General features: G+C 44.8%; 22 protein-coding genes. 17 read left to right on the top strand and 5 right to left on the bottom strand.

Annotation, left to right across the window (positions count from 1 at the left end; translation table 11 throughout):
- Positions 1-8 precede the first annotated feature (8 nt).
- The 5 genes from ACT6R0_RS01975 to porT all read left to right on the top strand — a co-directional run bounded on the left by ACT6R0_RS01975 (position 9) and on the right by porT (position 3,248).
- The gene (locus ACT6R0_RS01975; RefSeq protein ID WP_444650813.1) at positions 9-458 is read left to right on the top strand and encodes a hypothetical protein; all 450 of its coding nucleotides are present in this window, start codon (positions 9-11) and stop codon (positions 456-458) included.
- Positions 455-892: a GNAT family N-acetyltransferase gene (locus ACT6R0_RS01970; RefSeq protein WP_444650811.1), complete on the top strand. Its 438-nt coding sequence runs from the start codon at positions 455-457 to the stop codon at positions 890-892. Before ACT6R0_RS01975 ends, ACT6R0_RS01970 begins: the two co-directional genes overlap by 4 nt.
- A gap of 40 nt (positions 893-932) precedes the next feature.
- Positions 933-1,736, top strand: coding sequence for a DUF7829 domain-containing protein (locus tag ACT6R0_RS01965; RefSeq protein WP_444650809.1), 804 nt, complete (start codon positions 933-935; stop codon positions 1,734-1,736).
- 71 nt (positions 1,737-1,807) lie between these two features.
- The gene (gene ubiE, locus ACT6R0_RS01960; RefSeq protein WP_444650807.1) at positions 1,808-2,539 is read left to right on the top strand and encodes a bifunctional demethylmenaquinone methyltransferase/2-methoxy-6-polyprenyl-1,4-benzoquinol methylase UbiE; all 732 of its coding nucleotides are present in this window, start codon (positions 1,808-1,810) and stop codon (positions 2,537-2,539) included.
- Between the two features lies 1 nt (position 2,540).
- A complete protein-coding gene (porT, locus tag ACT6R0_RS01955; RefSeq protein ID WP_444650806.1) occupies positions 2,541-3,248 on the top strand; it encodes a type IX secretion/gliding motility protein PorT/SprT in 708 nt (235 codons plus the stop codon).
- 88 nt (positions 3,249-3,336) lie between these two features.
- Here the strand turns inward: porT and ACT6R0_RS01950 are convergent, their stop codons facing one another.
- A complete protein-coding gene (locus ACT6R0_RS01950) occupies positions 3,337-4,071 on the bottom strand; it encodes a TrmH family RNA methyltransferase (protein WP_444650804.1) in 735 nt (244 codons plus the stop codon).
- 39 nt (positions 4,072-4,110) lie between these two features.
- On the opposite strand from ACT6R0_RS01950, the gene tamL reads away from it, so the two are divergent.
- From tamL to accD, 4 genes are all read left to right on the top strand, one after another.
- Positions 4,111-6,702 (top strand): translocation and assembly module lipoprotein TamL, encoded by a 2,592-nt coding sequence (gene tamL, locus ACT6R0_RS01945; RefSeq protein ID WP_444650802.1) that lies wholly within the window; start codon positions 4,111-4,113, stop codon positions 6,700-6,702.
- A 97-nt stretch (positions 6,703-6,799) separates the two neighbouring features.
- Positions 6,800-7,096, top strand: coding sequence for a hypothetical protein (locus ACT6R0_RS01940; protein ID WP_444650800.1), 297 nt, complete (start codon positions 6,800-6,802; stop codon positions 7,094-7,096).
- A gap of 123 nt (positions 7,097-7,219) precedes the next feature.
- Positions 7,220-8,287, top strand: coding sequence for a class II fructose-bisphosphate aldolase (gene fbaA, locus ACT6R0_RS01935; RefSeq protein WP_444650798.1), 1,068 nt, complete (start codon positions 7,220-7,222; stop codon positions 8,285-8,287).
- A 77-nt stretch (positions 8,288-8,364) separates the two neighbouring features.
- On the top strand, positions 8,365-9,219 hold the full coding sequence (gene accD / locus ACT6R0_RS01930; RefSeq protein WP_444650796.1) for an acetyl-CoA carboxylase, carboxyltransferase subunit beta: 855 nt from the start codon (positions 8,365-8,367) through the stop codon (positions 9,217-9,219).
- Positions 9,220-9,568: 349 nt separating this feature from the next.
- Here accD and ACT6R0_RS01925 read toward each other — a convergent pair whose 3' ends face one another.
- Positions 9,569-10,822 carry an ABC transporter permease gene (locus ACT6R0_RS01925; protein ID WP_444650794.1) on the bottom strand — a complete coding sequence of 418 codons (1,254 nt, stop codon included), beginning with the start codon at positions 10,820-10,822 and terminating at the stop codon, positions 9,569-9,571.
- Between the two features lie 157 nt (positions 10,823-10,979).
- On the opposite strand from ACT6R0_RS01925, the gene purH reads away from it, so the two are divergent.
- The 6 genes from purH to rodA all read left to right on the top strand — a co-directional run bounded on the left by purH (position 10,980) and on the right by rodA (position 18,056).
- A complete protein-coding gene (gene purH, locus ACT6R0_RS01920; protein ID WP_444650792.1) occupies positions 10,980-12,503 on the top strand; it encodes a bifunctional phosphoribosylaminoimidazolecarboxamide formyltransferase/IMP cyclohydrolase in 1,524 nt (507 codons plus the stop codon).
- A gap of 63 nt (positions 12,504-12,566) precedes the next feature.
- Positions 12,567-13,595, top strand: coding sequence for a rod shape-determining protein (locus tag ACT6R0_RS01915; protein WP_444650790.1), 1,029 nt, complete (start codon positions 12,567-12,569; stop codon positions 13,593-13,595).
- Between the two features lie 12 nt (positions 13,596-13,607).
- A complete protein-coding gene (gene mreC / locus ACT6R0_RS01910; RefSeq protein WP_444650788.1) occupies positions 13,608-14,435 on the top strand; it encodes a rod shape-determining protein MreC in 828 nt (275 codons plus the stop codon).
- Positions 14,428-14,934 (top strand): rod shape-determining protein MreD, encoded by a 507-nt coding sequence (locus ACT6R0_RS01905; protein ID WP_444650787.1) that lies wholly within the window; start codon positions 14,428-14,430, stop codon positions 14,932-14,934. The genes mreC and ACT6R0_RS01905 overlap by 8 nt, the downstream gene beginning before the upstream one ends.
- Complete coding sequence (gene mrdA / locus ACT6R0_RS01900) at positions 14,931-16,799, top strand: penicillin-binding protein 2 (protein ID WP_444650785.1); 1,869 nt, start codon at positions 14,931-14,933, stop codon at positions 16,797-16,799. Before ACT6R0_RS01905 ends, mrdA begins: the two co-directional genes overlap by 4 nt.
- Positions 16,800-18,056, top strand: a complete 1,257-nt coding sequence (gene rodA, locus ACT6R0_RS01895) for a rod shape-determining protein RodA (protein WP_444650783.1) — start codon at positions 16,800-16,802, stop codon at positions 18,054-18,056. It abuts the gene before it with no gap.
- A gap of 157 nt (positions 18,057-18,213) precedes the next feature.
- Here rodA and ACT6R0_RS01890 read toward each other — a convergent pair whose 3' ends face one another.
- The 3 genes from ACT6R0_RS01890 to ACT6R0_RS01880 are packed head-to-tail and all read right to left on the bottom strand — an operon-like array spanning position 18,214 to position 21,939.
- The gene (locus ACT6R0_RS01890; protein WP_444650781.1) at positions 18,214-18,642 is read right to left on the bottom strand and encodes a hypothetical protein; all 429 of its coding nucleotides are present in this window, start codon (positions 18,640-18,642) and stop codon (positions 18,214-18,216) included.
- A gap of 3 nt (positions 18,643-18,645) precedes the next feature.
- Positions 18,646-19,746, bottom strand: coding sequence for an ABC transporter permease (locus ACT6R0_RS01885; protein WP_444650780.1), 1,101 nt, complete (start codon positions 19,744-19,746; stop codon positions 18,646-18,648).
- Positions 19,747-19,752: 6 nt separating this feature from the next.
- Positions 19,753-21,939: a carboxy terminal-processing peptidase gene (locus tag ACT6R0_RS01880; RefSeq protein ID WP_444650778.1), complete on the bottom strand. Its 2,187-nt coding sequence runs from the start codon at positions 21,937-21,939 to the stop codon at positions 19,753-19,755.
- 141 nt (positions 21,940-22,080) lie between these two features.
- Here ACT6R0_RS01880 and surE point away from each other — a divergent pair, with 141 nt between their 5' ends.
- Positions 22,081-22,857, top strand: a complete 777-nt coding sequence (surE, locus tag ACT6R0_RS01875) for a 5'/3'-nucleotidase SurE (protein ID WP_444650777.1) — start codon at positions 22,081-22,083, stop codon at positions 22,855-22,857.
- Between the two features lie 54 nt (positions 22,858-22,911).
- On the top strand, positions 22,912-23,412 hold the full coding sequence (locus tag ACT6R0_RS01870) for a lipocalin family protein (protein ID WP_444650775.1): 501 nt from the start codon (positions 22,912-22,914) through the stop codon (positions 23,410-23,412).
- The last annotated feature ends 69 nt before the right edge of the window (positions 23,413-23,481 follow it).

The raw sequence follows: 23,481 nt of genomic DNA, 5'->3' as shown, positions 1-23,481 counted from the left end.
CAATTAATATGAAAGCTATAAAATTTATTATCACTGTGTTATTCCTTGCTGTGGGAGTTAATTCTGCAAAAGCACAACAAAAGGAAACGAAAATTATAACAGAAATAAAGTTTGAAGCAAACAAGATAATCCTTAACAATCAGCATGCTTTTAATTATGCCCGAAAAGAAAATAAATTTGTTATACAGGATCGTAAAGGCAACTATCTAATCTATGGGGAAATTACACCTTCAAGTGCAGCAGATTTTACCTGCAGGATACGGTTCCTTACAATAAAAGATAGTATCGAACAGCAGTTTTATAATGAAAAAATCGCTGGCCGCGACGAGCTGATTTTTGCATTATGCGAGAATAATGTTATTACAAAAGACTTCGAACTTGACAATGACAAATTGAGAGCATTCATTAAAAAATTTAGTCAATTTGAAGACCCTCCGGCAGAAGTTGAAGAACCATGAGAATCTATTCCTACTCTCCTTCCGATGACCCTGCAATTCTGGAACTGCTGCGACTCAATACACCCCAATATTTCGCGGAAAGCGAAGAAGCCGACCTCATGGATTACCTGGCCAACCACATCGACCATTATTATGTCGTGGAGATCGATGGCACTATTATGGGCTGCGGCGGGTTTAACCGCACACCTAATGGCAAGCGCGGTGTGTTGTCGTGGGATATCATCCATCCTGAAGCACAGGGCAAGGGTATTGGCAGCGCTTTAGCGAAATTCAGGATCGCAGAGATGCAAAAATTGGGCGTGACCGAAATTGGCGTGCGTACCACACAACTTGTTTATCCATTTTATGAGAAGTTGGGATTTAAGCTTAAAGTCCCGGTTGTGAAAGATTACTGGGCGGAGGGATTTGATTTGTATGATATGGCTCTTTCATAATTTATTTTAAATTTGAAAAGTTAATTCATTTATCAAGTCTATGAACATTTGGAAAAAAGAGCAAATTGATAAATATATAGTTGAATTTAAAAAGTATTATATTGATTGTTCTGTAAATTATTTTACAGGAATGAGTGTTCCGAGTAAATTAAATCAGGATGAATTAAGATATTTGAAAGATAATCTTAATATTTCTGAAGTGGTTGGCTCTAATAAATCAACGCTAATAAATGATTTACTAAAAGATCACTCTAAAGATAATTTTTCGCTTTATCTTATAAATACAAGGCAACTTGAATGCGAAGTCAATTCATATGACAAATCCCAATCAACTATATTTATTGAATTAGCGAGAAGATATTTTGAAGATAATAAAATTTTTTTCATTGAAAACATCAGAAGTTTGTTCTCAAGAGGATATAAAATTAAACCTGAAGACAATAGGTTTGTTTTAGACTTACATAAAAAAGTAAAACAGGTTTCAGATCTTGATAAATGGACATATTTAAGATTAGCTGTTATACTTAATGATGAAAAATTATTTGAAAAAGCTTTATCAAAAAACAGGGAAATATTTACCATTTTATCTTTTAAGCAAGGTAAACCGTACCACTTCAACTTTCCAAATCTATTGGGAGTTATAAATAATGCAATTCAACATTATCGTGAAAGTGGTGATATAATCTTGCATGCAATGACTTTTTATAATCGATATGTAGAAATTAGAAAGTTAGACACGAAAGGTACATTCATTAAGAAATGGGACGAATACCTAAAAAACAAACCCATTCAAGATGCTGAATTTGAAGAAATAGTAAAAATTATATTTCCTGAATTCAAATGACATATACACTAAGTCAACTATAACTCCCCATTAACAAAACTTATTCTATCTTTGCGCCGTAAATAAAAGCAATGTCACAAGAAGTTACGCCATACAAAGATTCGGGCCTCGGGAAGAAGGAGCAGGTCGCGCAGATGTTTGATACCATATCGGGTAATTACGATGGGCTTAACCGCGTTATCTCCTTTGGCATCGACGTAAAATGGAGGAAAAAGGTCCTGAAGATGGTTGCCGCCAAAAACCCACAACGCATATTGGACATTGCCACCGGGACGGGCGACCTTGCCATACTGATGGCGCAAACCAATGCTAACGAAATAATCGGTGCCGACATATCCGAAGGCATGATGGAGGTAGGCCGTAAGAAAGTGGCCGAAAAAAACCTTGATGGCAGGATAAAGCTGGTATATGGCGACAGTGAGAACCTTCCTTTTGCAGAAAACCATTTCGATGCGATAACCGTTGCTTTTGGCGTGCGTAATTTCGAGACCCTCGAAAAAGGCATTGCCGAGATACTGCGCGTACTTAAGCCGGGCGGCATTTTCGTAATACTGGAAACATCGGTGCCCACGAAATTCCCATTTAAACAGGGTTATAAATTTTACAGTAAATTCATCCTTCCGGCTATCGGCAGGCTGTTCTCAAAAGACCGTTCGGCGTATGCCTACCTTAGCGAATCGGCATCAGTTTTCCCTCACGGCGAGGCACTGAACAATATTTTACGAAAAGTTGGGTTTATAGAGGTTAAAGATCTGCCACAGACCATGGGTGTGGCAACCATTTATTCGGCTTCAAAACATTAAAATGAAGAAACTCTTTTTATACATACTCCTTTTTTCGGGCCTTGCAAGCCATGCCCAGTTCGGCACCAACGTGTTTGGCAGCGACCCGATCATCAACCTGGAGAACTTTGACAAGCAGCGCGTGCACTGGGGCTATTTCCTTGGCTTTAACAGCTATGACTTTAAATTTGACTATAAAGCCAACCCAGGCATAGATATCGAAGTACAGCGCACTACCGGCTTCAATGTAGGCCTCGTGGGCAACCTGCGCCTGTTCGAATATATCGACCTTAGGTTTGAGCCCGGACTGTATTACACGCAGCGCAACCTGAAATACCATCAGGAGGGGCTTGTAGATAATGAGAGGGAAGTAAAGTCGACCTATATCCATTTTCCACTGCTGCTAAAATTCTCTTCTAAAAGGACAGGGAACGTAAGGCCGTACCTGGTGGGCGGTTTTTCGCGCTCATGGAACCTTGGCAGTAACGAAGATGCACAGGATGACAACATCACGGGTGGTAACTTCAGGATGAAAACCTGGACGAACAATTATGAGCTTGGTGTAGGCGTTGACCTGTACTTTGAATATTTCAAATTCTCACCTTCCATACGCGGGGTATTTAGCCTTGATGATGAGCTTGTAAGGGACAAAGATCCTGATAGCCCTTATACCGGGAATGTGGCGTCTATGAAAACAAGGGGGATCTTCGTGAACTTTACTTTCCACTAAAACAAAAACCTGGATTAAGCAGATATTTCATTCTGACGCAGGAAGAATTTCAAAGCCCTACCGATCACCCTTCATACATTGTTCTCCGTCAGGATGACAAACCTCTTCTGAACTCACTTAGTGTAATGGCTGCCGCTGTAGCTACATTGAGACTTTCGGTAAGCTGGAGGTTGCCAAAACGGGGGATCGCGATCTTATTGGTGACCAATTGCTCAATTGCTTCAGAAATTCCGTTGGCTTCATTACCCATTACGATAATGCCGTCTTTAGGGAGTGTTCCTGCATAAATATTCTCACCATCCATGAAGGTGCCGAAAACAGGAAGTTTTGTTTTCGACAAATGATCAGCCAGATTGGTATAAACCACATTCACACGGCTCAATGAACCCATAGTTGCCTGGACAACTTTTGGATTATAGGCATCTACACAATTTTCGGAACATACCAGGTGCGCAATGCCAAACCAGTCGCACAGGCGAATGATGGTACCGAGATTGCCGGGATCACGTATGTCGTCAAGCGCAACAATAAGGCCGGTTCGTGCAATTGGCTTCTCTTCAGGTATTGAAAATAATGCCAGACAGGTATTTGGTGTAGTGAGTGCGCTTATCTTTTTGAGCTCGGCATCGGTAATGATCTCGATCTTATTCTTTGCTATACCCTTAAAAATGTCTTCTGTGGTAAAAAGCTGCTGCAATTCAAAATTGGAATTCAGCAATTCCTGTACTACCTTTATGCCTTCGGCAAAGAACAAATTGTGCAGCTTTCTGTATTTTTTTTGCTGTAAGCCCGTTATTGTTTTAATTTGGTTTTTGCTAACCATAAAAAATGTATTTTTGAATTACCATTTGCCGCAAGAGCCTTGAAAAATATAACAACAAAAATAGCATTAATTATCTTATCGGGTTGGGTTTTGTATTCGTGTTCGCTCGTAAAGAACGTTCCGGACGGCAAGCACCTTTTAAAGAAAAACGATATTAACGTAAACGGCGAGGAAAATAATGACGACGACCACAAGGCGCAAATGTACCAGCTGCCCAACACCGACGTTCTGGGATGGCACATCAGGCTGAACATTTACAACCTCGCCAATAAGGATGCCGACTCCTCCTACCAGGCATGGCTGGTTAAAAACCCGGGATGGCATAATTTCCTGACCAGGACATTATCGGAAAAGCAGGTACAGCGGCTGGGCAACTCCTTTTTCGTATCAGGCTTTAGTAATTTTGCCAAGAAAACCGGGGAGCCGCCAGTTATCGTTGACCTCAACCGCGTAAAAAAATCACGCAACCGTCTTTTCGCCTACTATTACAAAAAAGGGTATTTCAGATCGAAGGTCACCTACACCATCGATACACTGGAAAACAAAAAAGCACAGGTAAACTACAATGTAGTGACCGGTAAACCCTACATACTCGATTCGATAGCCACGTTTATAGAAACTCCGGCACTCGACACCCTTTATACAACTAACCGCGCGAAATCTCAGATCAGGAAAGGCGACCAGTATACGGAAACCAATTTCACCGCAGAGAGGGAACGCATTACCAGTTTGTTCCGTAATAACGGGGCTTATACTTTCCAGCAGAATAATATTTCGTATGTTCTCGACACTGTGGGGAACAATTACAAAGCCAATGTAGACCTCATCATTGACAACGAGACCGTGCGGCGTGGCGACTCCACTTTTGTGAGGCCGTTCAGGCTTTATAAGATCAGTAAGGTAAACATATATACCAAGAACCCTACGAGTGCCGACCAGGCAGTGGACAGTGTGAGCTACAATGGCTTTAACCTGTACAGCATGGGCAAGCTGAACTACAGGCCGGAAGCGCTTACCGATGCGATATTCATTACTCCAGGAAGTACGTTTGCCGATTATCGCAGGGTCCTCACATCGCGATACCTGAGTAACCTTAGGGTATTCAACTACCCAACGATACAGTATGTAGAAGATCCTGACGACCCGACAGGTTCATCACTTATAAGTAATATTTACCTGAACCCCAGGAAGAAATTCCGATTCACACCCAGCGCCGACTTTACACATTCTAACATACAGGACTTTGGTATTCAGGGAAGCCTCGGGCTGTCCATCCGGAACATCTTTAAGGGTGCGGAGATACTTGAGCTTACTACGAGGGGCAACATCGGTTCGTCGCGCGACCAGGCCATTCAGGATCGCTCGTTCTTTAACATACTGGAGTATGGTGCCGACGTGAAGCTAACCTTCCCGCGCATCTTTTTCCCATTCAATACCGAGAAGATCATCCCGAAGGAAATGATCCCGTCTACCCTAATGAGCTTTGGCATCAGCAGACAGCGTAATATTGGCCTTGACAAAGAAAATTTTACAGGTGTCCTTACTTACAACTGGACTCCCAAAAGGACAGATCGCTGGAGATCGCGTTCGGCAAAGCTCGACCTGTTTAATATTCAATACATTCGCAATGTAAATGCCGAGAACTACTTCAACGTATACCAGTCATCGTACGAAAGACTGAACGGTTATGCCAATGAATATGCCTCGCAGGTAAACCCGGTCTATTTTAGGGATCAGTCCACCCCTGGCACAAATGGGGAACTGATCATAGAATCGGGCACCAACGGATTCATCAACGATGTATTGGCAACACCCGCGATAGTTACCGTATCACCGGAAGACGAACGCAACATCAGCCGTATCGAGGAACGTCGCGACAGGCTTACCGAGAACAACCTTATTTTCTCGACCAACTTTACCTACACCACAAGCACCAAAGAAGGGCTTACCGACAACACTTTTTTCATTTTTAAAACGAAAGCAGAAAGTGCCGGCGGGCTACTGTCGCTCCTTTCGCCGCTAATGACTGAAAATAAGGATATACCGGTTGGCAACAGGACGATCTTTGATGTGCAGTATTCGCAATACATAAAGGGTGAGCTAGATTTCATAAAACACTTCGACCTGCGCCGCGGCAAGGTATTGGCCATGCGTGCATTCTTCGGGTTGGCTGTGCCGTATGGCAACTCGACCTCCATACCGTTCGCCCGAAGCTATTTTGCGGGTGGATCTAACGACAACCGTGCGTGGCAGTCGTATTCACTCGGGCCGGGACGAAGTGGCGGGCTCAACGACTTTAACGAAGCCAACCTTAAAATGGCCTATAGCGCTGAACTCCGCTTTAATATTTTCGGGAAACTGAACGGGGCAATATTTGGCGACGTTGGTAACATCTGGAACATTTGGGACGAGGTGGACGATTCTGATTACACTTTCAACGGGCTCAAATCTTTTGAAGACCTGGCATTGGGAACGGGCGTTGGCTTCCGCTACGACTTTAATTTCTTCGTACTTCGATTTGATGTCGGCTTCAAGACTTATAATCCGGGCAAAGAGGAAGGGGAACGCTGGTTTAAGGAATACAATTTCAGTAAAAGCGTATTTAATGTGGGGATAAATTATCCTTTTTAAGATGAAATGGCTATTGGCGATAGTAACAATGTTATTTCTCTTTTCATGTAAAAAAGAGGAAAGACATCTTCTTATATATCATATGAAACAGAATAGTATGACCGCAATGAGTATTCCATGCCACGCGCTGATGGAAAACGGCTCAGTCAGCGTAGAAAAAGTTGTCATTGATGATATCGGCTTCACTGAAGAATTTTCATTATTATACAATAATCTTCAAGAGCCTGAAAAAAATAACACAATCGATACGAGAATCAGAATTCTATATCATCACGGTGCTCAGAGCGACACCATTTGCATGGGTGAATATTTTGGAATTATGGTAAATGGACAGCAAAAAGAGGATTCTCCAAAACTTTTAAAACTCATAAAAGACCGGATTTATAAGAAATAATGTCCTGACAGATTCATTTAAAAATATCGCTGCATATACCCCGCCTTCATATTTCTCCAAAATTTCAATTGTCTCAAAATAAAAACACTATTTTTGTAAATCAATTTTTTAAACCCAAAAACAATGGCCCATAACATTAAGCCCGGGGTAGCCACCGGAGACCAGGTTCAGGAGATATTCAAATATGCCAAGGAGAAAGGTTTTGCCCTTCCGGCAGTAAACGTTACCGGATCGAGCACTATCAATGGCGTTCTTGAAACAGCGGCAAAGCTTAAAGCCCCTGTTATCATCCAGTTCTCTAACGGCGGTGCGGCTTTTAACGCGGGTAAAGGCCTTAGCAACGACGGCCAGCAGGCTTCCATCCTTGGGGCCATTGCAGGTGCGAAACACATCCATACATTAGCAGAAGCCTATGGCGCGACTGTTATCTTACATACTGACCACTGTGCCAAAAACCTGCTTCCGTGGGTAGACGGCCTTCTTGATGCCAGCGAAAAGCACTTTGCAGAAACAGGTAAGCCACTGTTCAGTTCTCACATGTTGGACCTTTCGGAAGAGCCACTTGAAGAGAACATCGAGATATGCGTGGAGTACCTCAAGAGGATGAGCAAAATGGGCATGACCCTTGAGATAGAACTGGGCATTACAGGTGGTGAGGAAGACGGTGTGGACAACTCTGATGTTGACAGCTCAAAACTATACACTCAGCCGGAAGAAGTAGCACATACGTACGAAGAACTTAGTAAAGTATCTGACAAATTTACCATTGCGGCAGCATTTGGGAACGTACACGGTGTTTACAAGCCGGGTAACGTGAAGCTTACACCGAAGATCCTGAAAAACTCACAGGAGTATGTACAGCAGAAATTCGGCACCGGCCCTAACCCTGTAGATTTTGTATTCCACGGCGGATCAGGTTCAACGCTTGAGGAGATCAGGGAAGCCATCTCTTATGGTGTTATCAAAATGAACATCGATACCGACCTGCAGTTCGCTTTTACGGAGGGTATCCGTGATTATATGGTGGGCAAAATAGATTACCTTAAAACACAGATAGGCAGCCCTGATGGTGCTGAGTCGCCGAACAAAAAGCACTACGACCCAAGGAAATGGGTCCGTGAAGGCGAGGTGACTTTCAACAAGAGGCTCGAGCAGGCTTTTGCCGACCTGAACAACGTTAATACATTATAGTTGATGGTTGCTGGTTGACAGTTGATGGCTTTGATGTCCGGCAACCGACAACCGACAACCAATAAATCCAAATAGATATGGCCTGGTTTAAAAGAACGGAAAAAGGGATCACGACAGCGACTGAAGATAAAAAGGACGTTCCCAAAGGATTATGGTACAAATCGCCTACGGGCAAGATCGTAGATGCAGATGAGCTTGCCCGCAACTTTTACGTTAGCCCCGAAGATGGCTACCACGTAAGGATAGGCAGCAAGGAATATTTCAACATCCTTTTTGACGATAACGAGTTTAAGGAACTGGACAAGGACATTACCTCCAAGGATACCCTGAAGTTTGTTGACACGAAAAAATATGGTGATCGCCTTAAGGATGCCATGGAGAAGACAAAGCTAAAAGATGCCGTAAGGACAGCTGTAGGCAAATCAAAAGGTAAAGACATTGTTATCGCCTGTATGGACTTCGCGTTCATCGGCGGATCGATGGGTGCCGTGGTGGGCGAAAAGATCGCGCGTGCGATCGATCACTCTATAAAGAATAGGATACCCTTCCTGATGATATCAAAATCCGGAGGCGCAAGGATGATGGAGGCTGCTTACTCATTAATGCAGCTGGCCAAAACTTCGGCTAAGCTAGCACAGCTGGCAGACGCGGGCATACCATACATTTCACTATGTACCGACCCGACAACGGGTGGCACAACGGCTTCGTATGCAATGCTGGGCGATGTGAACATTTCAGAGCCGGGAGCACTGATAGGTTTTGCAGGCCCAAGGGTTGTAAAAGACACTACCGGTAAAGAGCTACCTGAAGGTTTCCAAACAGCCGAATTCGTTTTGGAGCACGGCTTCCTGGATTTTATTACCCCAAGGAAAGAGCTGAAGGACAAGATTAACCTGTACCTTGACCTGATACAGAACGGGCCGATACGTTAAGTAAAGAGTTATTCAAATAAAAGATCCCATGGAAGTAAAACCATGGGATCTTTTATTATACTATCGTTTTATATAAAAACATTCCTACAAACAATTACTTTCTCACAGGAAGAAGATCAACACTATATCTATATAGCATGTCGTGAAATGTATAAAAAACAACGTGAACGGATCTTTTGTCGATGGTTTGTCTATACCTGAAATTGCATTACAGCCTGTAAAATGAAGTTCATTTGTATATGAATATATGATGCAATAGGTATATTCTTTTTATGTCAATTACATTTTGTAATTGTTTTTAATTTTATCCGGCGATACGGTATTGGGGGCATTGCCGTATCGCCATTTTTTACATCCCGCTCCGGATAGCTTCTACCGGATCCAGCCTTGAAGCAGCGATGGCAGGAAGGATACCTGATATGAGCCCGATAAGTGTTGACACTCCCGTACCGATAAGGATATTGCCCAACCCGAGCACAAACTCAAAATCGAGCGCCTTGCTTAGCACTACCGTAATACCCCAAACCATTGCCATCCCCAAAAGGCCGCCTATGACCGACAGGATAACCGCCTCAAAAAGGAATTGGAAAAGGATGAACTTGTTTTTTGCTCCCAACGCTTTTTGGATACCTATAAGATTGGTACGTTCTTTTACAGAAACGAACATGATATTGGCTATGCCAAAACCACCCACAAGCAACGAAAACCCACTGATGATCCAGCCGATCATATTCATCATGCCTATCATCTGATCGATCATTTCGGTAAAGCCCGAAAGGATGTCGATGCTGAAATTATCGATCTCGCCGCTTTTTACGCCCCTGTGGCTCCTTAGCTTTTGCGTCACATCGGCTTTTACAGCTTCGGCCTCCTCGCCCGGCTGTGGCTTGATGATAATGACCGGGGTCATGAAATCATTATGGTCACCATACATTTTTCGTAAAAAATTCACAGGAAAAAATATGGTAGTATCATTGCTTGGCATACCCAGCGATCCCGAACCCTGCTTTTCCATCACACCTATCACGGTCATTTTCCGTCCGTAAATGCGCACCTGCTTCTCCAAAGGATTATCGTTGCCAAAAAGCTTCTGTGCGACCTCGTAACCAATGACCACCACAGCACTGCCCGCATTCGATTCTGATTCGGTATAAAAACGGCCCTCCCCTATCTTTACGCTTTGGATATCGACGAATTCGTACGATACCGGTACCATATTGATATTGCTTGCCGACTGGTCGTTGTAGCGTACCGTCTCAGTTTTTGTAAAGATCTGGAACGCCATGGCCTGCGCTGATGGTACAGCCCCTTTTAAATATTGGTATTCCTCGTATGTTACATCAGGGAATTGCTCACGCTTCCACCTCGGCACATCTGAGGGCCCGAAGGAGAACCGCTTTAGGTACATGGTATTTTTATCTACACTGCTCATGTCTTCCTTGATCTTCCTGTCAAGGGAATCCACCGCGGCCAATACGGCAATGATGGAGAATATACCTACAGTTACGCCAAGCAGCGAAAGGAAGGTGCGTAGCATGTTATTCCTTAGCGCGTTCATAGCGAAGGCAAGGCTTTCTTTGAGCAATCGGAGGTAGAGCAGCATACTTAAAATATTGGCTTGTGTAAAATTCTGCAATTTTTTAAAAACCCCGTGTGCCAATACCAATAAATTTTTAAAAAATGATGAAATTTTGGGTAACTACGCATTTAATGTACCGTGTACAATAGCTACTTTTGCAACTTCAAAAACACACAACTACATGAGCACAAAAAAAATTTCATCGGCACTGATATCAGTATTTGACAAAGAAGGACTTGAGCCTATTGTAAAACAGCTACACGAATATGGGGTAACACTCTATTCTACAGGAGGTACCGAATCATTCATAAAAGACCTTGGCATACCCGTAGTGCCTGTTGAAGACATCACATCCTATCCTTCTATCCTGGGTGGAAGGGTAAAGACACTCCACCCGAAAGTATTTGGCGGCATACTGAACCGCCAGGACAACGAAAGCGATGTTCAGGAAATGAAAGAATATGCGATCCCGCAGATCGACCTGGTTATCGTTGATCTTTATCCTTTCGAAAAAACGGTAGCTTCGGGCGCATCACAAGCCGACATTATTGAGAAGATCGACATCGGGGGCATATCGCTGATCCGTGCCGCAGCAAAGAATTTTAAAGACACTGTGATCGTATCTTCTGTAGAGGATTATTCCCTTTTCCTTGATACTTTCAATACTAATAATGGCGGTACCACTTTAGAAGAACGCAGGATGTTCGCTACTAAGGCATTCCACACCTCGTCGCATTATGACACTGCCATCTTCAACTATTTCAATACTGACGAAGCCATTTATAAGCAAAGTGTTGCCAATGGGCAAACCCTTCGCTATGGCGAGAACCCGCACCAAAAAGGCTGGTTCTTTGGCGATTTCGATAAAATGTTCACCAAGCTGCACGGCAAGGAACTTTCGTACAACAATTTACTGGACGTGGACGCTGCTGTTAACCTTGTGAACGAATTTAGGAATGATGGGCCTACTTTTGCGATACTAAAGCACAACAACGCCTGCGGACTGGCTACAAGGCCAACTGTAAAAGAGGCTTATCTTGACGCGCTTGCTGCCGACCCGACCTCGGCTTTTGGCGGTGTATTGATCTCGAACGCGAAAATCGATAAGGCTGCTGCCGAAGAGATCACTAAGCTTTTCTGCGAAGTGGTGATCGCCCCTGCCTATGACGATGACGCAACAGCCATCCTGCAGGAAAAGAAGAACAGGATCATCCTTGTACAGCATGATGTGGAACTTCCGCAAAAAAACGTGCGCACCTGCCTGAACGGAGTGCTTGTCCAGGATAAAGACAACGTGACCGACAATAAAGAGCACTTAACTATCGTTACCATAACTTCACCTACTACACAAGAGACCGAAGACCTGCTGTTCGCCTCGAAGATCTGCAAGAATACCAAATCGAACACGATAGTATTTGCAAAGAACGGGCAGCTCATTGCCTCGGGCACCGGCCAGACATCGCGCGTGGATGCCCTGAAACAGGCTATCGAGAAGGCACATTCTTTTGGTTTTGACCTTACCGGCGCCGTAATGGCCAGCGATGCTTTTTTCCCGTTCCCGGATTGCGTGGAAATTGCCAAACAGGCAGGGATCACAGCCGTAATACAGCCGGGAGGGTCGATAAAGGACGAGCTGAGCATCAACTACTGCAACGAAAATAATGTTGCAATGGTATTTACGGGTGTCCGTCATTTTAAACATTAATTTTATTACTTTTGTAGGCTTAAACTAATTAGATACCCAAACGCTTAATACTGTATACCAATTATGGGATTTTTTGATTTCATGACCGAGGACATTGCGATCGACCTTGGTACCGCAAATACCCTCATCATCCATAACGATAAAGTAGTGATAGACAGCCCGTCTATCGTTGCACGCGACCGCGTTAGCGGCAAGATAATTGCCGTGGGTAAGGAAGCCAACATGATGCAGGGCAAGACCCATGAAAACATAAAGACCATACGTCCGCTGAAGGATGGTGTTATTGCCGACTTCGACGCGTCTGAAAAGATGATAAGCATGTTCATCAAGAGCATCCCGGCACTGAAGAAAAAACTGTTCACCCCTGCCCTGCGTATGGTTATATGCATACCTTCGGGCATTACCGAAGTGGAGATGCGCGCGGTTAAGGAATCGGCCGAAAGGGTGAATGGCAAGGAGGTATACCTTATCCACGAACCTATGGCAGCTGCCATTGGCATCGGCGTAGACATCATGCAGCCGAAAGGGAACATGATCGTAGACATAGGCGGCGGTACTACAGAGATCGCCGTTATCGCACTGGGTGGTATCGTGTGCGACAAGTCGGTCAAGATCGCCGGTGACGTGTTTACCAATGACATTGTATACTACATGAGGACCCAGCACAACCTTTTTGTTGGGGAAAGCACTGCAGAAAAAATAAAGATCACCATAGGGGCAGCCATAGAAGACCTTGAGTCGCCCCCGGAGGAAATGTCGGTACAGGGGCGTGACCTGCTTACAGGAAAGCCGAAGCAGGTGGACGTATCCTACCGCGAGATCGCTAAAGCGCTCGACAAATCGATACAGAGGATCGAGGACGCAGTAATGGAAACACTCTCTCAAACCCCGCCCGAACTCGCTGCCGACATTTACAACACAGGTATTTACCTTGCAGGCGGTGGGTCGATGCTAAGGGGCCTTGACAAGAGGATCTCGCAAAAGACCGACCTTCCCGTATACATCGCAGAAGACCCATTGAGGGCCGTGGTAAGGGGAACGGGAATGGCACTAAAAAACATACAAAAATTCAGGAGCATACTCATAAAATAAAGGTAGTAATCCATGCAGCAAATAATTAATTTTTTATTTAAAAACAGTATCTTATTACTGTTTTTGCTGCTTTTGGGCATATCCTTAACACTGACGATACAGTCACATTCTTACCACAGGAGCCGTGCGGTCTCTTCGGCGAACGCCATGACAGGCTACGTGTATGAGCAAATAAACAAAGTAGAAGAATACCTGAACCTCCGTTCGCAAAACGAAGCCCTTGCCTCTGAGAATGCCGAGCTGAAAAGACTCTTGTACAATACCCAGGACACAGCCAACATACCTCCGGTAAAAGTACCGGCAGGCGTAGGCCCCTACAGGGTGATCCAGTCAAAAGTCATCAAAAATTCCTACACCGAGAAAGAGAACTACCTGACCATAAACAGCGGCAGTAAAGATGGCATCACCAAAGACATGGGTGTTGTGAGCAGCCTTGGGATAATAGGCGTAATAGAAAATACTTCAAGGGATTACGCTACAGTTATCAGCATCCTTAACCGCAAGCTAAAGCTGCCTGTAAAGATCAAGAAGAACGACCACTTCGGTACGCTGACCTGGAACGGAAAAAATACAGGATTTGCACAACTCGTAGACGTACCGAGACTGGCAACCGTGGTAAAAGGGGACACTATTGTAACCGGCGCCGAATCGACCATTTTCCCGGAGAACATACCGGTAGGGAAGATCGAAAAGGTGTATGTGGATAAAAAGACCAATTACTACACACTGGAAATAAAGCTCTTCAACGACATGACCAGCCTTGGCCACATTTATGTAATAGAGAACAAAGACCGCGCACAGATAAAACAGCTGGAGGAGACTACAAAAGTAGATGAATAGTACTGTGATAATAAATATCGTAAGGTTTATCCTTTTGCTTGCGCTACAGGTGGTGGTATGCAAGAACATTAACCTGTTCGGGTATATAGACCCCTACCCTTACATCCTGTTCATCCTCCTGTATCCGGTAAACGGCAACAGGGCCGGATTACTCGTCTCATCATTTTTCCTGGGACTGATACTCGACATGTTCATGGATTCTGGAGGCGCGCATGCCACAGCTTGTGTTACCCTTGCTTACCTGAGGCCGGTATTCTTTAAATTCTCATTCGGTGTCAGTTACGAATACCAAACTGTAAAGATAAACGACCGCATGTCGCCCGAAAGGTTCTCATTCATACTGATCAGTATCATAACACATCATTTAATTTTGTACCTTTTGGAGATATTCCGGTTCAGCCTTATTCTGGATGCTTTGATCCGTGTACTGGCAACGACCGTATTTACATTACTAACCTGCATCATTATAATTTACCTCATTAAGCCGGCCAAACAATGAGAAAGATATTATTGCCATCCCTGATAGTTGCCGCAACCCTGCTGATCGTGGCAAGGCTTTTTTATCTGCAGATACTCGACGACTCCTACATCAAGAAGTCAGAGAATAATGCCATTAAGATCGTTTATGAATATCCGGAAAGGGGATACATTTACGACCGTAAGGGTGAACTGCTCGTAGCCAACCAGCCGTCTTATGACATCATGGTCACGCCCGGCGAAATGGACAAGGAGAACGGTACAGACACCCTACAGGTATGCAAGCTGCTGAACGTATCTAAAGAATACTTCATCGAACGCATTAAAAAGGCAAAGACCTACAGCCCTAAGCTTCCATCCATTTTTTTACCACAGCTGAGCAAGCGTGAATTTGCTGCTTTCCAGGAACAGATACGACGATTTAAGGGCTTCTCTATAGTTAAGCGTTCACTAAGGGATTATCAGGTCAATGTGGGTGCCAATGTATTTGGGTACATCGCACAGGTAAACGATGCCATTATCAAAAAAAATCCATATTACAAAAGCGGCGACCTCATTGGCAAGCAGGGCGTGGAAGAAATGTATGAAGAGTACCTGCGCGGCGTAAAGGGCGTAAAATATATCCAGAAAGACCGTGATAACCGCGAGATAGGCTCGTTCAAAGAAGGGATATATGATACCATAGCGGTACAGGGACAGGATATTACCCTTACACTGGACAGGGAACTCCAGAAATATGGCGAAGCCCTCATGTTTGAAAAGCGCGGTGGCATCGTGGCTATCGAACCAAAAACCGGGGAAATACTGGCACTGGTCACCGCACCATCGTATGACCCTTCAGTCCTTGTGGGGCGAGACCGTTCAAAAAATTATACGGCACTATACAACGACTCTATTGCCAAGCCATTGTTCGATCGCGGGCTTTTGGCAGAATATCCGCCGGGGTCACCCTTTAAGATCCTTTCAGGACTTATTGGCCTGCAGGAAGAGGTTATCGATGAGAACAGCACTTTTATGTGCCATCACGGATTTTCGTACGGGCGCGGCGCATTCATGAAGTGCCACTGCCCGGGCGGCGCCATACAACTGCATAACGGCATTTACAAATCGTGCAATGCTTACTTTGCCAATGTATTTAAGCTTTCGATCGACAAATACCCTAAACCGGAATTTGGTGTAGATGCATGGGCCAACCACCTAAAAAGTTTCGGGCTGGGTGATTTCATGGGTTATGACCTTCCTCCGGGAAGGAGAGGCCACATCCCCACATCAAAATTCTACAAGCGCTTTTACCCCAATGGTGGTTGGAGGAGTTCGACCATAATTTCCAATTCCATTGGGCAGGGCGAGGTCTCTATGACACCGATACAACTGGCGAACATGATGGCTACCATAGCTAACGAAGGGTATTATTTTACGCCTCACATCATTAAGAAGATCGAAGGTAAGCCAATTGACAAAAAGTTTACCACAAAGCATTACACCACCATTGACAAGCAGTACTTTAAGCCCGTTATCGACGGATTATTCGATGTATACAACCTGGGTACTGCCCGTGGCGTTCGCGTGGAAGGCATCGAAATATGTGGAAAAACGGGTACGGCTGAGAACTTTACAAAGATCAATGGTGTGCGCACGCAGCTTACTGACCACTCTATATTTGTGGCATTCGCACCGCGCCATGACCCTAAGATCGCTATTGCGGTATTTGTTGAAAATGGCTACTGGGGCGCACGCTGGGCAGGGCCTATCGCCAGCCTTATGATCGAAAAATACCTCAAAGGCACGATAACGCGTACCGACCTTGAAACTAAAATGCTTACGCAGGGTCTGAAAGACGAATATGCCAAGGTAATTAGCGGGCAGCCATTTAGCATCAACAATTAAATGAAAAATCAGGGTGTCACCAATAATCTGGACTGGATAACCATACTGCTATATGCTGTACTGGTTATCATGGGGTGGATGACGATCTATTCGGCTTCCCTGCCTGAAAAGACCACCTCCCTGTTTGACATCACCCAAATTTACGGCAAGCAGATCATGTTCATCCTTACGGGCATACCGCTAATCATTGTCATGCTTACCATGGATGCCAAGATATACGAAAAGTACTCACTCATATTCTATGGGTTGGGCATAGTGCTCCTTGCAGGGCTTTTTGTGGCAGGTAAGACCATTAAAGGACAAACCAACTGGTACTCGTTTGGCGGTTTCAGTATGCAGCCTTCAGAATTTGCCAAGATCGGCACTGCGCTGATACTTTCAAAATACCTCAGCGACGTACAGATCAACCTTTCCAAAGTCAATCATCAGCTGCTTGCTTTTGCCATAATCATCTTCCCGGTAATGCTTATCATGATGCAGCCTGATGCGGGTAGCGCCATGATATTTGGGGCTTTCTTCCTGGTGCTTTATCGCGAAGGATTGCCGGGCTGGTACCTGCTTACAGGTGCAGTGGCCATTTTGCTGTTCTTCCTGTCCCTGCTCATAAAACCCTATTTCATAGTAGGTGCAGCTTTTGTAGTCATTATTGTACAATACATCCTTACACGCCGGGCCTATCGCAATCCCATCCTTTCGGCGCTTATCTTTGTCGCAATATCCGGCTTCGTATTTTCGGTGGATTATGTATATGAGAACGTGCTTGAAGATCACCAGAAAGACCGTATCAATGTACTTTTTGATAAAGACGTAAATGTACAGGCCGAAGGCTATAACCTCAACCAGTCGATGATAGCCATCGGCTCCGGCGGATGGTTTGGAAAAGGTTGGCTGGAGGGTACGCAAACCAAGGGCGGCTTCGTGCCCGAGCAGCACACCGACTACATTTTTACCACAGTGGGTGAAGAGTGGGGTTTTACCGGAGCGTTGGTCGTGATCGCGGTTTTCATTACGTTACTACTCCGCATAATTTACCTCGCCGAACGGCAAAAATCCAAATTCAGCCGTACGTATGGGTATTGCGTGGCGGCCATACTGTTCATGCACTTTTTTGTGAACATCACCATGCTTATAAAGCTGTTCCCTACCATTGGTGTACCGCTGCCGTTCTTCTCATATGGCGGTTCAAGCCTTTGGGCATTTACCATATTACTGTTCATTTTCATTAAAATGGATGCCAATAAGGTGAATGAGTGGTAGTTTAGTTGAGAGTCACAGTCGCAGTTTTCAGTTTGGAACGCGGATGACGCTGATTGGGCGGATTTGACGCGGATTTCTTATGGATATCGTAAATCCCCTTGATCAACATTTCGTAGAGGCGCAGGACTCACATATTGCAATAAATTTATTCAAGAAATCAGGAAAAATCCTGTGATGCATTTATACTTACGATTTCGCTCATATGCACGAATTTAAGTGTATGGCCAATAATTTCTGCTATTTCGAATGGCAAATCTTTAAGTAGGAGTTGTTGCCTTGGCCTGACTACTAACTGGTAATTTGGATCACCGAATTGGTTAAGTATTACCTTATCAAATGAATAAAGTCCTTTTCGGGACATTCCAATAAAATCCTGAAGATATTTCTCTTCTTCTGCCACAATGTCGGTTTCTGAAATGTCGGGAAGACTTCTGAAAAATTTCACCAGTCTGTCCATATCATCTACTTTATTAATTGCATTCGGCAGTAATCCACCGGCAGATGCTATAAAACCAATGTAACTGCCATCGGTAAAAAACCAATCTAAATCAAGGGTTTGCTGTTCAATTTCTGAATATTTACCCATTGATTATTCCGATTTCACATCCAGCGCATCCCGCAGCGCATTACCAACCATCATGAAGGCAAGCACCAGCAATAGCATCGCGACTCCCGGAGCTAATGCGAGATAAGGCTTCCCGAGGATAATGTAATTGTAATGGTCCTTTATCATGCCTCCCCAACTTGGGATGGGTGGCTGCGCGCCAAGGCCGAGGAAGCTCAGGCCGCTTTCTACAAGAATGGCCGAAGCGAAATTGGCTGCTGATATCACGATGACCGGCGCCATGCTATTAGGAAGTATGTGGTTAAAAATAATGCGCGAATTGCGATAGCCCAAAGCCCGTGCGGCGGTTACGAACTGCATTTGTTTTATGCTCATCACCTGTCCGCGAACCACACGTGCCACCTCAACCCACATGGTTAATCCTACCGCTACGAATACCTGCCAAAAGCCTTTGCCCAATGCAAGCGTAATGGCTATGACCAACAGCAGCGTAGGGATGGACCAAATGATGTTGACCAGCCACATAACGAAGGCATCGACCTTGCCGCCATAATAGCCTGCGATCGCCCCGAAGAATATCCCCACTACAAGTGAGATGAATACGGCCACAAAACCTATGGCAATAGACACCCTCGATCCGATGATAAGCCGGCTCAGCAGGTCGCGCCCCTGGCTGTCGGTACCAAGTATGAACTTTTGCTCCTTTATATAGCGATCGGTAAAGGTTTCAGCCTTTGCACCTTTACCGAATGATGAAAGCGGAATGGTTTTGGAAACCGCCAGTGATGGCTCATCGGTATACTCGTAGTAGGTCAGGCTATCGCCCTTAAGTTCATAGTCCAGGATAGGTATCTTTTGCTCGGTAGTTTCCCTGCCGGTAAAGTATTCTGAAAATGTTGTGGGTCCTGAAGGAAAATGCAGCATAGTTACTGTGAAGCCCGGCGACTGGGAATGTATGGAAAGGTCGCCCCAATTGGCATTCCTTGTTTTATCGGGGGCCAGCACGTAGGCGAATATGGAAATGAAAAGAAGCACCGCTATGAACCCTAAACTTAAAACGCCCCAAAAGTTCCGTTTGAACTTTTGGAGCGCTAAGCCTGTAAGCGATTGATCTGTCTTATCCATCAACCGTTACTTAGTTTTTTGAGGAGATGCCTTTTGCACATTGGCAGCAGCCTTGCCTGAAGACTTTGGCTGCATGTCGTTTAGTATGTTCAGCGCTTCTTCCACATATATATCTTTTGAAAGGCTTTCGTACCACCTTTCTTTTTTCTCAGCAAGCGATGGGTCTTTTTTGAAGATCTCCTTTTCGTACGGAAGCGCTTCAAACTTCAGGCTGTTCTTATAATCGTTAAGCGCCTTGAATTTCTTGGTAGCTGCTTCGTTCTTAACGACCTCAGCCTTGAACTTATCCGCATTAAGGCTAAAGGTATTTTCATCCTTTTTGGCATTTACCCACTTGGCATTATCATCCATCAGCTTAAACTGTGCGTTGGCTGCGATCCTTTTTTTACTGCTGGCAATAACACCTGCAAAGTTGTTCCTTACCTGCTTGTAGTTTGCAGGATCGATCTTATCATACGGCATGGCGTTGTCAGTGTCACGCTCGCCCATGTCGATGTAGGTGAACCTGTCGGGCATGATGATGTCGCTGTAAACACCTTCCCTTTGTACTGAACCCCCATTAACCCTGTAGTATTTTTGGGTAGTGGTCTTTAATGCGCCAAGGTCGCCAAAGCTGTCGTCGCGTACGAATTGGTTCAGGTCGATGATGTTCTGTACCGTTCCTTTACCATAGGTATGCTTGCTCCCAAGGATAAGGCCGCGGTTGTAATCCTGTATGGCTGCGGCAAATATCTCTGAAGCCGAAGCCGAAAAATTGTTTACCAACACTACCAGCGGGCCGTCCCACTGAACCCTTGGATCTTTATCGTCCAGTACTTCTTTTTTCTTGCCGCTCGATTTTACCTGTACCATAGGCCCATCCTGTATGAATAGCCCGGCCATGTCTACCACGGTCCTTAATGCACCGCCTCCATTATCACGAAGGTCCATGATGATGCCTTCCACACCCTGCTGCTTCAGCCTTTCCACCTCAATGGCAACGTCTTTGGCAGCATCGCGGCTGTCTTTATTCTCGAAGTCGATGTAGAATTTTGGCAGGTTGATGATGCCATAAAGCTTGCCATCCTTGTTTACCACGCTCGATTTTGCGTAAGTCTCTTCTAACTCCACAACCTCCCTGATGATTGGTATTACTTTTATCGTGCCATCCACTTTCTTCACGGTAAGGCGTACTTCGGTACCCTTTTTACCTTTGATCTTCTTCACCACATCGTCAAGTCGCATACCGGCAATGTCAACCGGGTCTCCCGTTCCCTGAGCTACTTTCATGATCAGGTCGCCCTGTTCAAGCTCCTTGCCCCTCCAGGCAGGTCCGCCCGGGATCAGCTCTGATAGCTCAATGTAGTCGCCTTTTTTTTGCAGCCTTGCGCCGATACCTTCAATAGATCCCCTCATGCCATCATCAAATTTCTGCTTGTCGTCCGGCGCAAAATAGTAGGTATGCGGGTCGAAACGCTCGGCAATGGCATTCAGGTAAATGCTGAACCACTCATCGCGCTTGAAGTCTTTTATGAAAGAAAAATAATCGTTAAGCGACTTCAGGGTCGACTCACGGGCTTCTTTCTCGAGTTCGGTAAAATTTTTCTTTGGCTCGAATGCTTTGCCTTTATCGGCATCTTTCTTAGCAACCTCTTCCTGAAGCTTTTCTTTATCGGTAACGGTAGAAAGTACTGATAATTTAAGCTGTTTTTCCCAGCGCTCCTTCAGTTCATTATCGCTCTTTACATATGGCATCTTTTCATAATCAACGCTGAACTGCTCATCCTTTTTAAAGTCGAACGGCTTTGCAAGTATCTCTTTGTAGAAACCTTCGGCTTCTTTGATCCTTTCCAGCAAACGGGCATTGGTAAGGTCGAAGAATGTAAGGTCCTTCGCCAATATCATGTCATCGATCTTGTCTTCATATTTCGCGAACTCGTCGATATCAGACTGTATGAAGAATCTTTTAGACGGGTCGATCTGCTCCAGGTAGCTTTTATAAACACCTTTTGAAAATGCATCATCTATTTTGGCAGGATCATAATGCCCCTTTTCGATCACATACGTTAAAAGCTCCAACAGCACCCTGTCCCTTTCAGGATCATTTACACTTTTCTGCTTTCCGGGCATGAAACTCCATAGCGCTACCGACAGTATCGCTACGAACAACAGTATTTTATAATTTCTCTTCATAAACTTTATAACGGCATTCATTAGTTTTATCGTATTACAATCTACATTAAAAAGCGTGCCAAACCTCCTTCATCGCCAAAAAACTTCATTGGTGACTCTTTGTGAAATTGCGTAATTTAGCAAATGTAAAAGTACGATACTTATTTTTAATTTAGCCACACCGTGAAGAAAAAACCACTGATATTAGTTACGAACGACGACGGCATTTCTGCCCCGGGGATCCGTGCGCTCATTGCCGTAATGAAGGAACTGGGCGAGGTGGTAGTGGTAGCTCCAGACAGCCCGCAGTCGGCGACCGGCCACGCCATAACCATCAACAGCACGCTTTTCATCAATAAAATAGACATTGACCCCGACGTGGACCAGGAATACGCCTGCAGCGGCACACCCGTAGACTGTGTGAAGTTTGCCGTGAATGAGATACTGAAGCGCAAGCCCGACCTGTGTGTGAGCGGTGTGAACCACGGGTCGAATTCCTCGATCAATGTGATCTATTCAGGAACGATGAGCGCGGCGGTAGAGGCGGGCATAGAAGGCATACCCGCGATCGGGTTCTCGCTTTTGGATTACAACTGGAACGCCGATTTTGAGCCTGTAAAGCCGTTCATAAAAAAGATCGCGCAGCAGGTACTGGAAAATGGCCTGCCCGAAGGTGTTATCTTAAATGTAAACTTCCCCAAACTCAGCGAAAAAGACATCAGGGGGATAAAAGTGTGCCGTCAGGCAAAGGCCATGTGGGTAGAGAGCTTCGACAAGCGCACCAACCCGATGGGGCGCGAATACTACTGGCTGGGCGGCAAGTTCGTCAACCTTGACAATGGAGAGGATACCGACGAATGGGCGCTGGCCAACGGCTATATCTCGATGGTGCCGGTCCAATTCGACCTTACGGCACACCACGCGATACAGGCATTAAATGGCTGGGAGCTGAATAAGTAAGAAAATTACTGGTATAAATTTTGTTTGGATTTGGTATAACCTATATAAAATCTCATGAAAAAATTTACATTTCTCGCCTTTGCAGCTATTATGGCTATTTCCTGTTCTGATCATGATAATTCCAACACTCCCGCCTCATTAGACGGCACGTGGAGGCTTACTTATGTAAACCTGAACCGTGAGCCTGAAGACCTTAATGGCGATGGTACCGCATCCGAAAATTATCTTGACGAAAGCGACTGCCTCCAAAATTCAACAATTGTTTTTGAAAGTGATGAAAACGCTGTGTTTTCATCAAATTGCATGTCTGAGACACCCAATACACCCGAAACCACCGAATATGAGGGTGCAGGCAGTACGGTTACCTTTACATATTATGCCATCTCACAACCGGGAGGCTATAAAGATGCTATTTATATACGTTCAGGCAATACGCTTACAGCAATATTGGAAGAAACCGAGGGTGGAACTTACCCTTATATTCCCGGAGATGGTGAAAATGGCGATACTGATTCTTTTTTCAGGGGTGCAACATTCACTTATACAAAGCAATAAACCCGAGCTTAAAAAGAATAAATTTAAATAACGAATCAATTATTTGAAATTCAGTACTGTATGAATTAA

It is taken from the genome of Flavobacterium sp., assembly GCF_052437795.1.
Taxonomy (GTDB): Bacteria; Bacteroidota; Bacteroidia; order Flavobacteriales; family Flavobacteriaceae; genus Flavobacterium.
Note: the sequence above shows the minus strand (reverse complement) of the source record. Positions and strands in the feature narration are given on the sequence as shown.